The organism is Leclercia sp. LSNIH3, assembly GCF_002935105.1.
GTDB classification, from domain to species: domain Bacteria; phylum Pseudomonadota; class Gammaproteobacteria; order Enterobacterales; family Enterobacteriaceae; genus Enterobacter; species Enterobacter adecarboxylatus.
Genome location: NZ_CP026387.1, coordinates 2433870 through 2449595, shown reverse-complemented (window position 1 = coordinate 2449595; position 15726 = coordinate 2433870). Strand labels below are relative to the sequence as shown.

13 protein-coding genes are annotated in these 15726 nt (G+C 54.7%); 6 read left to right on the top strand and 7 right to left on the bottom strand.

The window, feature by feature from the left end:
- Window positions 1-3: 3 nt before the first annotated feature.
- From rbsK to kup, 6 genes are all read right to left on the bottom strand, one after another.
- Window positions 4-933 (bottom strand): ribokinase, encoded by a 930-nt coding sequence (rbsK, locus tag C3F35_RS11850; protein WP_103793441.1) that lies wholly within the window; start codon window positions 931-933, stop codon window positions 4-6.
- Window positions 934-1040: 107 nt separating this feature from the next.
- On the bottom strand, window positions 1041-1931 hold the full coding sequence (gene rbsB / locus C3F35_RS11845; protein ID WP_032615470.1) for a ribose ABC transporter substrate-binding protein RbsB: 891 nt from the start codon (window positions 1929-1931) through the stop codon (window positions 1041-1043).
- Window positions 1932-1958: 27 nt separating this feature from the next.
- Window positions 1959-2924, bottom strand: a complete 966-nt coding sequence (gene rbsC / locus C3F35_RS11840; RefSeq protein ID WP_032615473.1) for a ribose ABC transporter permease — start codon at window positions 2922-2924, stop codon at window positions 1959-1961.
- A gap of 4 nt (window positions 2925-2928) precedes the next feature.
- Window positions 2929-4434 carry a ribose ABC transporter ATP-binding protein RbsA gene (rbsA, locus tag C3F35_RS11835; RefSeq protein WP_032615476.1) on the bottom strand — a complete coding sequence of 502 codons (1506 nt, stop codon included), beginning with the start codon at window positions 4432-4434 and terminating at the stop codon, window positions 2929-2931.
- Window positions 4435-4441: 7 nt separating this feature from the next.
- Window positions 4442-4861 (bottom strand): D-ribose pyranase, encoded by a 420-nt coding sequence (gene rbsD / locus C3F35_RS11830; RefSeq protein WP_032615478.1) that lies wholly within the window; start codon window positions 4859-4861, stop codon window positions 4442-4444.
- A 226-nt stretch (window positions 4862-5087) separates the two neighbouring features.
- Window positions 5088-6956 carry a low affinity potassium transporter Kup gene (kup, locus tag C3F35_RS11825; protein ID WP_032615480.1) on the bottom strand — a complete coding sequence of 623 codons (1869 nt, stop codon included), beginning with the start codon at window positions 6954-6956 and terminating at the stop codon, window positions 5088-5090.
- Between the two features lie 221 nt (window positions 6957-7177).
- On the opposite strand from kup, the gene ravA reads away from it, so the two are divergent.
- Both ravA and viaA read left to right on the top strand, forming a co-directional pair.
- The gene (gene ravA, locus C3F35_RS11820) at window positions 7178-8674 is read left to right on the top strand and encodes an ATPase RavA (protein WP_032615482.1); all 1497 of its coding nucleotides are present in this window, start codon (window positions 7178-7180) and stop codon (window positions 8672-8674) included.
- The gene (gene viaA, locus C3F35_RS11815; protein WP_032615484.1) at window positions 8668-10119 is read left to right on the top strand and encodes an ATPase RavA stimulator ViaA; all 1452 of its coding nucleotides are present in this window, start codon (window positions 8668-8670) and stop codon (window positions 10117-10119) included. Before ravA ends, viaA begins: the two co-directional genes overlap by 7 nt.
- Here viaA and asnA read toward each other — a convergent pair whose 3' ends face one another.
- Window positions 10120-11112, bottom strand: a complete 993-nt coding sequence (gene asnA, locus C3F35_RS11810; RefSeq protein ID WP_032615486.1) for an aspartate--ammonia ligase — start codon at window positions 11110-11112, stop codon at window positions 10120-10122. It abuts the gene before it with no gap.
- 150 nt (window positions 11113-11262) lie between these two features.
- On the opposite strand from asnA, the gene asnC reads away from it, so the two are divergent.
- From asnC to rsmG, 4 genes are all read left to right on the top strand, one after another.
- Window positions 11263-11721, top strand: a complete 459-nt coding sequence (gene asnC / locus C3F35_RS11805; RefSeq protein WP_032615488.1) for a transcriptional regulator AsnC — start codon at window positions 11263-11265, stop codon at window positions 11719-11721.
- 89 nt (window positions 11722-11810) lie between these two features.
- Complete coding sequence (gene mioC / locus C3F35_RS11800) at window positions 11811-12260, top strand: FMN-binding protein MioC (protein ID WP_103793417.1); 450 nt, start codon at window positions 11811-11813, stop codon at window positions 12258-12260.
- A gap of 373 nt (window positions 12261-12633) precedes the next feature.
- Window positions 12634-14523: a tRNA uridine-5-carboxymethylaminomethyl(34) synthesis enzyme MnmG gene (mnmG, locus tag C3F35_RS11795; protein ID WP_032615490.1), complete on the top strand. Its 1890-nt coding sequence runs from the start codon at window positions 12634-12636 to the stop codon at window positions 14521-14523.
- A gap of 73 nt (window positions 14524-14596) precedes the next feature.
- Complete coding sequence (rsmG, locus tag C3F35_RS11790; protein ID WP_032615492.1) at window positions 14597-15220, top strand: 16S rRNA (guanine(527)-N(7))-methyltransferase RsmG; 624 nt, start codon at window positions 14597-14599, stop codon at window positions 15218-15220.
- Window positions 15221-15726: the final 506 nt, after the last annotated feature.

Here is a 15726-nt window from a genome sequence, read left to right as displayed (position 1 = left end):
ACGCTACCTCTGCTGACTTAAAAATTCATCGATCTCATTGCGCCATGGAACAGAAGGCTGCGCCCCTGGACGGGTCACGGCAATGGCTGCTGCCGCGTGGGCAAAACGGATCGCATTATCCAGCGGCTCACCTTCCAGCAGCGCCGTAACCAGCGCACCATTAAAGGTATCACCCGCGGCGATGGTATCGACAGCTTTCACCTTAAAGCCAGGAACGCGACGACCTTCTCCCTCGACGCTGGCCCATACGCCACGGCTGCCAAGGGTAATGATGACCTTACTGATGCCTTTCTGGTGCAAGGCTTTCGCCGCGCGCGCCGCATCGTCATCGTTTTCAACGCGAATACCCGTCAGCTTTTCGGCTTCGGTTTCGTTAGGGGTGATGATATCCACCAGCGCCAGCAGCTCGTCTGATAATACACGGGCAGGGGCGGGATTAAGTACGACAGTGGTGTGATTTTTATGAGCAATTTGCGCAGCCGCCAGCACGCTTTCTACCGGCGTCTCCAGTTGCATCAGCAGGGCGTCGGCCTGTGCAATACTCTCCTGCTGCGCCACCACGCGTTCAGAGGTCAGCGCCGCATTCGCACCCGCGTGAATACCGATGACATTCTCACCTTCCGCGTTGACGAAAATCAGCGCCACGCCGGTTGATTCGCCTTCTACCACGCTGACCGGCGCAATATCGATGTTGTCGCTTACCAGCTGTTTGCGCACGCGCTCACCGGTATCATCATCGCCGGTACAGGCGATAAAGGCGATGTTGGCACCGCTGCGTCCGGCGGCAACCGCCTGGTTTGCGCCCTTGCCGCCAAAGGCGACCTGATAGCGGTTACCCGTTACGGTCTCGCCCGGTGTCGGGAAAGCGTCAAGGTTAAGAATGTGATCGGCATTAATACTGCCAAGGACGACGAGCTTACCTGCGGTTTTCATCATTGAAGTGTCCATCAGAGAGTGCCACCGGGATAACCCGGTGGCGTATGCCACTCTTTTCTTTATATGTTGTCCTTCAGGCAGCCGTCAGCTGCCTGAATCGCATATTACTGCTTGATGACCAGTTTCAGGTCAACAGGGTATTTAGCCTGAACTTTCTCGCCCTTCAGCACTTTGTCAGCAGTCTGCACGCCAGTCGCGCCAATCTGCTCCGGCAGCTGAGCAATGGTCGCAGCCAGTTTGCCATCGTTTACCGCTTTTTCACCATCCGGCGTACCGTCAAATCCAACCACCATCACATCAGATTTACCTGCGGTCTGCAGTGCACGCAGCGCGCCCAGCGCCATTTCATCGTTCTGTGCGAATACCGCTTTAACGTCCGGGTGAGCAGTCAGCAGGTTCTGCATAACGTTCAGACCCTTAGTGCGGTCAAAGTCTGCTGGCTGGCTGGCCAGCACGTTGAATTTGTGGGCAGCCACAGCCTGCTGGAAGCCTTCGCCACGCTCACGCGCTGCGGAAGTCCCGGCGATGCCCTGCAGTTCGATAACTTTGGCACCTTCGCCTGCTTTCTTGGCGATGTAGTCACCGGCGATTTTGCCGCCCAGCACGTTATCAGAGGCAATGTGGCTAACCACTTCGCCTTTAGAGGCCTGACGGTCAAGGGTGATCACCGGGATGTTAGCCTGGTTTGCCATCTTCACGGCGTTACCTACCGCGTCGGAATCGGTTGGGTTGATCAGCAGAATTTTGGTGCCGCGAACGGTTAAGTCCTGCACGTTAGCCAGCTCTTTTGCCGGGTTGTTCTGGGAATCCAGGATCACCAGGTTGTAGCCCAGTTTGTCGGCTTCTTTCTGCGCACCATCCTTCAGGGAGACGAAGAACGGGTTGTTGAGGGTAGAAACCACCAGCGCGATGGTATCTTTCGCCATGGCGTTTGCACTCACAGTTGCGCTCAGCGCGACAGCAGAAACCAGGGTAGCCAGTTTTTTCATGTTCATATCAAAGATGTCCTGTAGTGTCGTCAGTTACTGTTTTTTGTTGTCTACCAGTACCGCCAGCAAAATCACTACCGCTTTGACGATCATCTGGTAATAGGAAGAAACACCTAACAAATTCAAACCATTGTTCAGGAAGCCGAGGATCAGCGCACCGATCAGCGTCCCCACGATACGACCTTTACCGCCTGCCAGGCTGGTGCCGCCCAGTACGACCGCAGCGATGGCATCCAGCTCATAACCCGTACCCGCCGTTGGCTGAGCAGAGGAGAGACGTGCCACCTCGATAATGCCCGCCAGCGAAGCCAGCAGGCCGCACAGGGAGTAGACGATAACTTTGACTTTATTGACGCTGATGCCGGACAGACGCGTTGCCGCTTCGTTACCGCCCAGAGCATAGATATAACGGCCCAGGCGGGTGTGATGCAACATGTACCACGCCGCAAGGAACACCAGACCCATGATCCAGACCGGCGTCGGAATACCCAGCGGGCGGCCGATACCGAACCAGCCAAACAGATCGGCGTTGTCGGTAAAGCCAGTGTTCACCGGACTACCGTTGGTGTAGACCATGGTCACACCGCGCAGCAGTAACATCATCACCAGGGTGGCGATAAAGGCCTGCACGCGGCCTTTCGCCACGATCATTCCGGTGACGGCCCCAATAGCGGCTCCCAGCGCCAGCGCCGCTGCTACGGCCACCAGCGCGTTGACTTCAATCCCTACAATTGAAGCAGCAACCGCGCCGGTGAGCGCCAGCAGGGAACCGACGGACAGGTCGATACCCGACGTCAAAATCACCAGCGTCATCCCCACCGCCATAATGGCGTTTACGGACGTTTGCTGAAGAATGTTGAACAGGTTATTAACGGTAAAAAAGTTCGGACTCATGGTGGAGACAATCGCGATCAGCACCAGCAGGGCAATCAGCGATTTTTGTTCCAACAGCCATGCCTTAGTGAAATAACGGCGTCCAGAAACAGCCTGGGTAGTCATCTTCTTACTCCTGATCCACGCGATTAAGCTTGCCCACAGCGGCAGCCATCAGAATTTCCTGGGTGGCCTGCTCGCGACTGAATTCACCGCCGAGATGCCCTTCATGCATGACGATAATGCGATCGCTCATGCCTAATACCTCTGGCATCTCGGAAGAAACCAGAATGATGCTCAGCCCGTCAGCCTTAAACTGGTTGATGAGCTGATAAATTTCTTTCTTCGCCCCGACATCCACGCCACGGGTTGGCTCATCGAGGATCAGCACTTTCGGACGGGTCATCAGGCCGCGGGCAATCGCCACTTTCTGCTGGTTGCCGCCGGACAGCAGACCGATAGCCTGTTCCATCGACGGCGTTTTGACGTTAAAGAGGCGGATAAAATCGCTAACGGCCTGCTGCTCGTCTTTATGTTTCAGGCCTCCGCCACTGCGGCTGAAGTAGCGCAGCGCGGTCAAGGACATGTTCTCTTTCACCGACATGCCCAGTACCAGGCCATCGCGCTTACGGTCTTCGGAGATGTAGACGATACCGTTCGCCAGGCCATCCTGCGGCGTACGGGTAACAACCTCATGGCCATCAAGCGTAACGTATCCGCTGGTGCGAGGGCTGGCACCATACAGCACCTTCATCAGCTCGGTACGCCCGGCGCCCATCAGCCCGGCCACGCCGAGGATTTCGCCCTGGCGCAGCGTAAAGGAGACATTATTTACGCCCGGGCCGCACAGGTTATCAACCTTGAGACGAATATCACCCGGCTGCTTATCAATGCGTGGGTACTGATCTTCCAGCTTACGTCCCACCATCATCTCAATCAGCGAGTCTTCGGTCAGCGTCACCACTTCACGCTCGGCAATAAACTGCCCGTCGCGGAATACCGTCACGTCGTCGCAGATCTCGAAGATCTCTTTCATACGGTGGGAGATATAGACAATGCCGCGCCCCTGGGCTTTCAGCTCGCGGATCACGCGGAACAGGGAGTCGGTTTCGGTATCAGTGAGGGCGTCAGTCGGCTCATCCATCACGATAACCCGGGATTCGAAGCTCAGGACTTTCGCGATCTCCACCATCTGCTGATCGCCAATGGAAAGTTCGCCCACCAGCCGATCGCTTTTGAAGCGCAGGTTCAGCTTCGCCAGCAGTTTGTCGGCTTCGGCATACATCTGTTTCCAGTCGATTTTGCCAAAGCGGTTGACGAACTCGCGGCCAAGGAAGATGTTCTCCGCAATGGACAACTGCGGGATCAGGTTTAACTCCTGGTGGATGATGCCGATCCCGGCTTCCTGAGAGGATTTCGGGCCGTTGAAGGTGGTCTCTTTCCCCAGCCATAACAGTGAACCGGCGTCGCGTTGATAGATGCCGGTCAGCACTTTCATCATCGTGGATTTGCCTGCGCCGTTTTCACCAACCAGCGCCATCACGCGGCCAGCATAAACGTTGAGTGCGGCACCGGAGAGGGCTTTGACGCCCGGGAACGATTTATCGATCCCTTTCAGTTGCAGTAGTGCGTCCATGGTGGCCTCAGAAAGTGACGCCAGCACAGAGAATGATATTCGCATACGGGGAACACTCCCCGCTGCGGATAACCGCCTGGCTTTCAGCGGTATTTTTCTTGAACTGTTCGTGCGTTATATAACTAATTTTTATGGTGTTTCCCTGGTGTTGTTGCAGTTGCTTGATATGGCCAAGCAACGTTTCGTGGAGCTGCGGATTATGTTGTTTGATTTCCGTTGCGAGAATGGCTTCCTCAACCTGCATCTCGGTTGTCACAACATCCAGCACCTGCATAAACGAGGGCACGCCCTGCGTTAAAGCCAGATCAATACGCGTTGTGCTATGAGGGATGGGTAAACCTGCATCACACACGACCAGCGTATCGGTATGCCCGAGACGGGAGATAACCGATGAGACTTCAGAGTTGAGTACCGTGCCTTTCTTCATATTCTTGCTCCACTAGCGAAACGTTTCGCTGAAGCCAGTTTAATCTTACCGATGCGCAGAAAACCATCATGGCGTTGCAGATTTGTGATCGCCGTCGAAACGTTTCGCTAAGTGAAATGCGGGGGAGTTAAATGCAAAACGGTAACCCTCTGGTTACCGTTTTTTATGTTTGCCCCCACACTCTGTTTTAGAGGGTTAAAGTGAGGGCATCAGGCCGTACCAGGACTTAAATCTCGACCTGGGTGCCTAACTCAATCACCCGGTTAGGCGGGATCTCGAACTGGTCGGGCGCACGCAGGGCATTACGCTGGAGGATAAGGTAGAGTTTGCCGCGCAGACGCAGATACCACGGACGTTTGCCAATGATCAGCGACTCGTGCGACATAAAGAACGAGGTCTCCATCATTCGGCAGCTTAAGCCTTCCAGGCCGCAGCGGTGGAACACTTCTTCCACGTTCGGCGTTTCACGCCAGCCATAGCTTGCCACCACCCGCCAGAAGGTGGGCGACAGTTGCTCTATCTGCACGCGGCGGACGTTGTGCACATAAGGTGCATCTTCGGTACGCAGCGTCAGCAGGATCACCCGCTCATGCAGCACTTTGTTGTGCTTGAGGTTGTGCATCAGGGCAAACGGAATGACGTTCAGCGCACGCGACATATACACGGCGGTGCCCGGTACGCGAACCGGCGGAGATTTCTCCAGCGAGACGATCATCGCATCCAGAGAATTACCGTGTTCGTGCATCCGGCGCAGCAGGCGGAAACGCTCGCTCTTCCAGGTCGTCATGATAATGAACATGACTAAGCCGAGCGTCAGCGGTAGCCAGCCGCCGGAGATAATCTTGTCGAGGTTAGCCGAGAACAGAGGAATATCGATACACAGGAAGCCCACCAGAATCATCGCCACCAGGAATTTATTCCAGTGCCAGTTCCGGTACGCCACCGTGGTGGAGAGGATTGAGGTCAGCACCATCGTCCCCGTAACGGCAATACCGTAGGCTGCCGCCAGGTTGCTGGAGTGCTCGAAGCTGACGATAACAATCACCACCGCGAAATAGAGCAGCCAGTTAATGAACGGGATGTAGATCTGGCCGGACTCCATCTCTGAGGTATGAATGATGCGCATCGGCGACAGATAGCCAAGACGCACTGCCTGGCGCGTCAGGGAGAAGACGCCAGAAATCACCGCCTGAGAAGCAATCACGGTTGCCAGCGTCGCGAGGATCAGCATCGGCACCAGCGCCCAGTCCGGCGCCAGCAGGAAGAACGGGTTTTTTATCGCTTCCGGGTGTTTGAGCAGCAGCGCCCCCTGGCCGAAGTAGTTCAGCACCAGCGACGGCAGCACCACAATAAACCATGCCACACGAATAGGCAGTTTACCGAAGTGCCCCATATCGGCATACAGCGCCTCCACCCCGGTGATAGACAGCACCACAGCACCCAGCGCGATAAACGACACGGTTTTGTATTCGAGGAAGAAGTGTACCGCCCACATCGGGTTTAGGGCATGCAGCACGTCCGGGTTAGCAATAATGCTGCGTAATCCCAGTACCGCCAGGATCAGGAACCAGGCCAGCATAATCGGCGCGAAGAGTTTCCCCACCAGCCCGGTACCGTGTTTCTGGATCACAAACAGCAAGGTCAGCACAATTATGGCCAGCGGAACGACCCACTCTTCAAGCTGCGGCGCAACAATCTCCAGCCCTTCGATTGCCGACAGCACCGAGATAGCCGGCGTGATAACCACTTCGCCATAGAAGAAGCTGCCCCCAATCAGGCCGATAATCACCAGGAAGGAGGTCATTTTGGGCGAGGTGTTGCGCCCGGCCAACGACATTAAGGTCAGGATCCCACCTTCACCGGCGTTATCTGCGCGCATAACGAAGGAGAGATATTTAACGGAGACAACTAAGATCAGGAGCCAAAAGATGAGAGACAAAAAACCAAACACAGCGTCGCGTTCGACGCCAAAACCAAACTGACCGGACAAACATTCACGAAGCGTATAAAGCGGGCTGGTGCCGATATCACCGTAGACAACCCCAATCGCCGCGAGTGTGATTGCGGGTAATGATTGCTTATTATCAGTGCTCATAGACTAGTCTTTTCGTTTATATAACAAATGTGTGCTTAGTCCCTTGGCCCACAAAAAGCGCACAGTATGCACGATTAATCGTAGAATCGTACCCCTAAATGTACCCGCATTAACATAGCGCAAAGAAAATAGCACCGTAGTTCAGGCTATTACCAGCCCAGAACGAAACGTCTATACTCGCTTCAATTAGCCGGGTTTACGGCGAAGGATGCAAAACAATTATGGCTCACACTCATTTATTAGCAGAAAGAATTTCCCGTCTCAGCGGCGCGCTGGAAAAAGGGCTATTTGAACGTAGCCATGCCATCCGCCTTTGTTTACTGGCAGCACTGAGCGGCGAAAGTGTCTTTCTGCTGGGGCCGCCCGGTATCGCAAAAAGCCTGATTGCCCGCAGGCTGAAATTCGCGTTTCAGCATGCCAGAGCTTTTGAGTATCTGATGACCCGCTTTTCCACCCCGGAAGAGGTGTTCGGTCCGCTCTCTATCCAGGCCTTAAAAGATGAAGGACGGTATGAGCGTTTGACGGCAGGTTATCTGCCGGAAGCGGAGATCGTTTTTCTCGATGAAATCTGGAAAGCCGGCCCGGCGATCCTGAACACCCTGCTCACAGCCATCAACGAACGCCGGTTCCGCAACGGCGCGTTTGAGGAGAAAATCCCGATGCGCCTGCTGGTGGCGGCCTCCAACGAACTGCCGGAAGCCGACAGCAGTCTCGAAGCCTTATATGACCGCATGCTGATCCGCCTGTGGCTCGACAAAGTGCAGGACAAAGCGAACTTCCGCTCGCTGCTGATTAGCCAGCAGGATGAAAACGATAACCCGGTGCCCGCCACACTGCAGGTGACGGACGAGGAGTACCAGCAGTGGCAGCAGGACATCGGCAAAATCAAACTGCCAGATGCGGTATTTGACCTTGTCTATATGCTGCGCCAACAGCTTGATGCCCTGCCGGGCGCGCCTTACGTCTCCGATCGTCGCTGGAAGAAAGCCATTCGCCTGCTGCAGGCCAGCGCCCTGTTTAGCGGTCGCGATGCGGTTGCGCCTATTGATTTGATCCTGCTGAAGGATTGCCTGTGGCATGACGCCAACGGTATGCATCTGATGCAGCAGCAGCTGGAAATATTGATGACCGGGCACGCCTGGGGACAGCAGGAGATGCTGAACCAGCTCGGGGCCATCACCCAGCGCCGCCTTCAGCTTCAGCAGCAGCAAAGCGATAAAACTGCCCTGCGCGTTAATCGTCAGAGCGGTATGTTCGCCCGTCGCCCGCATTACGAATTACCGGCCGAACTGAGCGATACCACGCTGACGCTGCTCCTCCAGCAGCCCCTCAAGCTCCATGATATGCAAGTCATTCACATCACGGTTGAGCGTGAAGCCCTGTCGCTGTGGTTGAGTAAAGGTGGCGAGATCCGCGGCAAACTCAACGGCATTGGCTTTGCCCAGCAGCTTAATATGGAAGTGGACGGCAGTCTGCATCTGGTGATCCGCGACATCAGCCTGCAGGGATCGCGCCTTGCGCTGCCCGGCACCGCCTCTGATAGCGTCCCGGAAGAGATCAAACAGCAGCTGGAAGCGCTGGATAATCAGTGGCACCTTCAGCACACCCGCTTTAGCGAGCAGCAAAAATGCCTGTTTATCCACAGCGACTGGCTGGGGAGAATTGAGTCCAGCCTGCAGGACGTAAGCGCGCAGATCAAACAGGCGCGTCAATGCTGACGCTGGACACACTCAACGTTATGCTTGCCGTCGGTGAGGAGGGCATGATCGAAGAGATCATCCTTACCCTGCTGGCTTCGCCGCAACTGGCGATCTTTTTTGAAAAGTTCCCGCGGCTTAAAACCGCCATTACAGACGATCTCCCGCGCTGGCGGGACAATTTACGCAAAAGACTGAAAGAGACCCGCGTACCGCCAGAACTCACCGAAGAGGTGATGTGTTATCAGCAGAGCCAGCTGCTCTCCACGCCTCAGTTGATCGTCCAGCTCCCGCAAATTTTAACCCTGCTGGACAGGCTTCACTCCCCCTACGCCAGCCAGGCGCGACAACTGGTCGTGGATAACGCCACCTTTACGCCCGCCCTGCATACCCTGTTTTTACAGCGCTGGCGGTTGAGCCTGGTGGTGCAGGCTACCTCCCTCAATCAGCAGTTGATGGAAGAAGAGCGCGAACAGCTGCTCAGCGAAGTGCAGGAGCGCATGACCTTAGCCGGTGCGCTGGAACCCGTGCTGGTGGAGAATGAAAACGCGGCCGGACGGCTGTGGGATATGAGCGCCGGTCAGTTAAAGCGTGGGGATTATCAGTTAATTGTCCGCTATGGCGACTTCCTCGCCCAGCAGCCGGAGCTGATGCAGCTCGCGGAACAGCTGGGACGTTCGCGGGAGGCAAAGTCGGTGCCAAAAAAGGATGCCCCGCTGGAAACCTTCCGCACCCTGGTGCGCGAACCGGCGACAGTGCCGGAGCAAGTGGACGGACTGCAGCAGAGCGACGATATTCTGCGCCTGCTGCCACCCGAACTGGCCACCCTGGGCATTACGGAACTGGAATATGAATTTTACCGTCGGCTGGTGGAGAAGCAGCTCCTGACCTACCGGCTGCATGGTGATGCCTGGCGGGAGAAGGTTAGCCAACGCCCGGCCGTACATCAGGATTTCGACGAACAGCCGCGTGGGCCGTTTATTGTCTGCGTGGATACCTCCGGTTCGATGGGCGGTTTTAATGAACAGTGCGCCAAAGCCTTTTGCCTGGCACTGATGCGGGTGGCGCTGGCTGACAGACGGCGCTGTTTCATTATGCTGTTTTCCAGCGAGGTGGTGGGCTACGAGCTGTCGGGCCAGCACGGCCTCGAACAGGCGATCCGCTTCTTAAGCCAGCGCTTTCGCGGCGGGACCGATCTCGCCAGCTGTTTTCGTGCCATCATCGAGCGGATGCAGGGCGGAGAGTGGTATGACGCCGATGCGGTAGTGATCTCGGATTTTATTGCCCAGCGGCTGCCGGATGAGGTGGTGAGTCAAGTGAAGGTGTTGCAGCGGGAACATCAACATCGTTTCCATGCGGTGGCAATGTCCGCACATGGAAAACCCGGCATCATGCGCATCTTCGATCATATCTGGCGCTTTGATACCGGGTTGCGTAGCCGCCTGTTGCGGCGCTGGAAACGTTAATTACAGCAGCGCATCCACGCTGTCACGAACCTGTTGCGGCCATACGCCACACTGGACCTGTCCGATATGGGACAGCTGCAGCAGTAACATGGTCAGGCGAGACTGGCCGATGCCGCCGCCGATAGTCTGCGGCATCTCGCCACGCAGCAGCGCCTGGTGCCACTCCAGCTTCAGACGATCTTCATCACCGGTGATAGCCAGCTGACGTTGCAGCGCTTCGGCGTCGACGCGGATCCCCATGGAAGACAGCTCGAACGCATCTTCCAGCACCGGGTTCCACACCAGAATATCCCCGTTCAGACCCGCCAGGCCGCTTTCGCCTTCGCTGCTCCAGTCATCATAATCCGGCGCACGGACGTCATGGCGCTGACCATGAGACAGCTTGCCGCCGATGCCAATCAGGAATACGGCGCCCAGCTCTTTAGCGATCGCACGCTCACGGCCTTTGGCATCCAGATCCGGGAAACGGGTCAGGAGATCCTGGCTATGAACAAACTGGATCGTCTCTGGCAGGAACGGCGTCAGACCAAACTCTTTACTGACTGCCGCTTCGGTTTCTTTAATCCCGGCATAAATTGCTTCTACCGTCGCTTTCAGCGTACGGGTATGACGCTCGCCATCACCCATTACGCGTTCCCAGTCCCACTGGTCAACGTAAACAGAGTGAATAGCAGTAAGACGGTCTTCATCGGGGCGAAGAGCTTTCATGTGCGTGTAAAGCCCTTCGCCCGCGCTGAAGTCGTGTTGTCCCAGGGTTTGACGCTTCCACTTCGCGAGGGAATGAACCACTTCGAACTGGGCATCTGGCAGTGTTTTCACTTTCACCTGTACCGCTTTTTCGCAACCAGACAGGTTGTCCTGCGTCCCGTCGCCCACGCGGCTTAAGATCGGAGCCTGGACTTCAATAAGACCAAGCTTCTCTTCCAGCTGGCGGGAAAAATGGGATTTAACGAAACTGATCTGGCGTTGTTGTGCGATGTAAGCGGTTTTCATTATTTATACTCCTGCGTCCTGTTGGTATTGATTAAGCAACAAAAAAGAACCGCTTTCAATAATCCAACAATAAAACTCTAACTTAACTTTTGATTCGATAAAATTAACCGCTAAAATAGAGTGATTCATTAATCTTCATAAGAAAAAGCTATGGAAAATTATCAGATCGACAATCTGGACCGCGGCATCCTTGAGGCCCTGATGGCTAATGCCCGTACTGCCTATGCCGAACTGGCCAAACAGTTTGGCGTCAGCCCGGGCACTATTCATGTGCGCGTAGAGAAGATGAAGCAGGCGGGGATCATCACCGGGGCGCATATCGACGTCAGCCCGAAACAGCTGGGTTACGACGTCTGCTGCTTTATCGGCATCATTCTGAAGAGCGCCAAAGACTATCCCTCGGCGCTGGCAAAACTGAATGCGCTGGATGAGGTGACCGAGGCCTACTACACCACCGGCCACTACAGCATCTTTATTAAGGTGATGTGCCGATCCATCGACGCCCTGCAGCAGGTACTTATCAACAAGATCCAAACAATTGATGAAATTCAGTCCACCGAGACGCTGATCTCCCTGCAGAACCCGATCATGCGTACCATCCGCCCCTGATCGGGCAAATTCATTCCCACATTTTCCACAGGTAGATCCCAGCTCGCTCACAGCGTACAATGATCCCTCTTTATATGAGCGAGCGATCTATGGCAGATATTACTCTTATCAGTGGCAGCACCCTTGGCGGGGCTGAATATGTAGCGGAACACCTGGCTGAAAAGCTGGAAGACGCGGGTTTTTCCACTGAAACGCTGCACGGGCCGTTATTAGAAGATCTGCCGCTCGACGGGATCTGGCTGTTGATCACCTCCACCCACGGTGCGGGCGATCTCCCGGACAACCTTCTTCCTTTATATGAAGAGCTAAAAGAACAGCAGCCCAACCTGGCGAACATCCGGTTTGGGGCGATTGGCATCGGCAGCCGGGAATATGACACCTTTTGCGGTGCCGTAGAGAAAGTCGAGACCGAACTGAAGTCCTGTGGGGCACAACAGATCGGCGAAACGCTGAAGATCAACATCCTTGATCACGATATTCCGGAAGATCCAGCGGAGCTTTGGCTGGGTGAATGGAAAAATTTACTCAAAAACGATTAAAGATCGTGCGATCAGATGTGGATAACTCTGGTTAAAAGCTTGGATCAACCGGTAGTTATCCCAAGAATAACCTTTGATGACTTTTTGTGCTGTGTATAACATCGCGATCTGATCCCAGCTTATACGTCACAGGATCACCGATCATTCACAGCAAACGATCCTTTCTAAACGCATGATCTTCTTCGGGAGATCCGGCTTATCCACAGAAACCCGCGATCCTAATAAGAGATCACAATAAAACAGATCTCTAAATAAAAAGATCTTCTTTTTAATAGCCAGGATCCCAGTGCTTTCTCGAACGACTAAAGTTGAGTAGAATCCACGGCCCGGGCTTCAATCCATTTTCTTACCGCTTTACGCGAGGCAGACCACCATGTTTTATCAGGATCCTTTTGACGTCATCATCATTGGCGGGGGTCATGCAGGCACCGAGGCCGCAATGGCCGCGGCGCGAATGGGTCAACAGACCCTGCTTTTGACACACAATATCGACACGCTAGGACAGATGTCCTGTAATCCGGCGATTGGCGGCATTGGGAAAGGACACCTGGTAAAAGAAGTGGATGCGCTTGGCGGCCTGATGGCAACCGCGATCGATCATGCCGGCATCCAGTTTAGGATACTAAACGCGAGCAAAGGCCCTGCCGTTCGTGCCACCCGTGCACAGGCAGACCGTGTGCTCTATCGTCAGGCGGTGCGTACTGCCCTGGAGAATCAGCCGAACCTGATGATCTTCCAGCAGGCGGTTGAGGATCTGATCGTCGAGAACGATCGTGTTGTTGGGGCTGTGACCCAGATGGGTCTGAAGTTCCGCGCTAAAGCCGTCGTGCTGACCGTCGGGACCTTCCTCGATGGCAAAATTCATATCGGACTGGATAACTACAGCGGTGGCCGTGCTGGCGATCCGCCGTCCATTCCGCTGTCGCGCCGTCTGCGCGAGCTGCCGCTGCGCGTCAGCCGCCTGAAAACCGGCACGCCACCACGTATCGACGCCCGTACCATTGATTTCAGCGTGCTGGCACAACAGCATGGCGACAATCCGATGCCGGTCTTCTCGTTCATGGGCAACGTGGCTCAACATCCGCGTCAGGTGCCGTGCTATGTCACGCACACCAACGAGAAAACCCATGATGTGATCCGCAGTAACCTCGATCGCAGCCCGATGTATGCCGGGGTGATCGAAGGGATCGGCCCACGCTATTGCCCGTCGATCGAAGACAAGGTGATGCGCTTTGCCGATCGTAACCAGCACCAGATCTTCCTCGAGCCGGAGGGGCTGACCTCCAACGAGATCTACCCGAACGGTATTTCCACCAGCCTGCCTTTCGACGTACAGATGCAGATCGTCCGTTCGATGCAGGGGATGGAAAATGCGAAGATCGTCCGTCCTGGCTATGCCATTGAGTACGACTTCTTCGATCCGCGTGACCTGAAGCCGACCCTGGAAAGCAAATTTATCCACGGGCTGTTCTTCGCAGGCCAGATCAACGGCACCACCGGTTACGAAGAAGCTGCCGCGCAAGGACTGCTGGCAGGTCTTAACGCTGCCCGCTTCTCTGCCGAGAAAGAGGGCTGGGCGCCGGGTCGTTCTCAGGCTTACCTGGGCGTGCTGGTGGACGACCTCTGCACCCTGGGCACCAAAGAGCCGTACCGTATGTTTACCTCTCGTGCGGAATATCGTCTGATGCTGCGTGAAGACAACGCCGATCTGCGCCTGACCGAAATTGGTCGTGAGCTGGGGCTGGTGGATGATGCGCGCTGGGCGCGTTTCAACGAGAAGCTGGAAAACATCGAGCGCGAACGTCAGCGCCTGAAGTCCACCTGGGTTAACCCAACCACCGAATCTGTAGACGAAGTGAATGCTCACCTGTCTGCACCGCTGTCCCGTGAAGCCAGCGGCGAAGATCTGCTCCGTCGCCCGGAGATGACCTACGACCAGCTGATCCAGATGACACCGTTCGCGCCGGGTCTGGACGACGTACAGGCTGCCGAGCAGGTCGAAATCCAGGTGAAATACGAAGGCTATATCGCCCGTCAGCAGGATGAGATCGAGAAACAGCAGCGCAACGAAAATACGCTGCTGCCGGAAATGCTGGACTATCGTCAGGTGTCGGGTCTTTCCAACGAAGTGATCGCGAAGCTGAACGATCACAAACCTGTGTCGATCGGCCAGGCTTCACGTATTTCTGGCGTTACGCCTGCGGCCATCTCCATTCTGCTGGTCTGGCTGAAAAAACAGGGTATGTTGCGCCGCAGTGCGTAATCCCCGCCAAACATTTCGTCGGCCCGGTAAGCGGTAGCGCTACCGGGCAATTCTTTTTAAACAGGTATTCACCGTGCTCAACAAACTCACTCGTCTGCTGGATCAAGCCGGTATTTCGCTCACCGATCACCAGAAAAATCAGCTGGTGGGGTATGTCGATATGCTGCACAAATGGAACAAGGCCTATAACCTCACCTCGGTTCGCGACCCGAATGAGATGCTGGTGCGTCATATTCTCGACAGCATCGTGGTAGCTCCTCACCTCCAGGGTGAGCGGTTTATCGATGTCGGCACCGGCCCTGGCCTGCCAGGTATCCCGCTCTCAATCGTGCGTCCTGAGTGCCAGTTCACGCTGCTGGACAGCCTGGGTAAGCGTGTGCGCTTCCTGCGCCAGGTTCAGCATGAACTGAAGCTGGAAAATATCCATCCGGTGCAGAGTAGGGTAGAGGAGTTTCCTGCCGAGCCGCCGTTCGACGGCGTGATCAGCCGGGCGTTTGCTTCACTCAATGACATGATCAGCTGGTGCAAGCATCTGCCTGCGCAGAACGGACGATTCTATGCCCTGAAAGGGATACTGCCGGAAGACGAAATCGCGCAATTGCCGGAAGGGTTCACCGTGGAGTCTGCCATCAAATTGCGTGTTCCACAGCTGGAAGGTGAGCGCCACCTGGTGATCGTTAAGCCAAACAATTTTTAAAATAATAATAAAAAATGTGGAATTTGTGCTGTTCATAGTATGTTAAAAAGCGGGCGGCCGATTAAGAAATAGACAGTCTTAATTTAACCGCTTTTTTACTATGGATTTTCTTTGGGTTAACGTGAGGGTGTAGTTAACCCACAATATAATAAACTTTGAAAATATCAGCTTGCTAAAAGTAGGATCGGGTAACCAGATTGCAATGTTAAATATTTATTATAAATGTCAATAAAAGGTTTCCGATGTATACAGGGCTGTTTTGAAAATAGTTACCGAAATTACTCTGTAATATCAAAAAGATGAAATATAACGATTTACTGAATTAATTTATTCAACCTTATCGTAAATGTGTATTTTGTGATCTCGTGCACGCTTTATCGCCAACGTTTCCGCGTGGTTTGCAGTTTTGACGAGTCATTCACAGTTTGACGAAAAGTTAAGAAATAGCGCCGGGGAAAAATATTTAAACATTTATTCACCTTTTCGCTACTTATTGTTTGAAATCA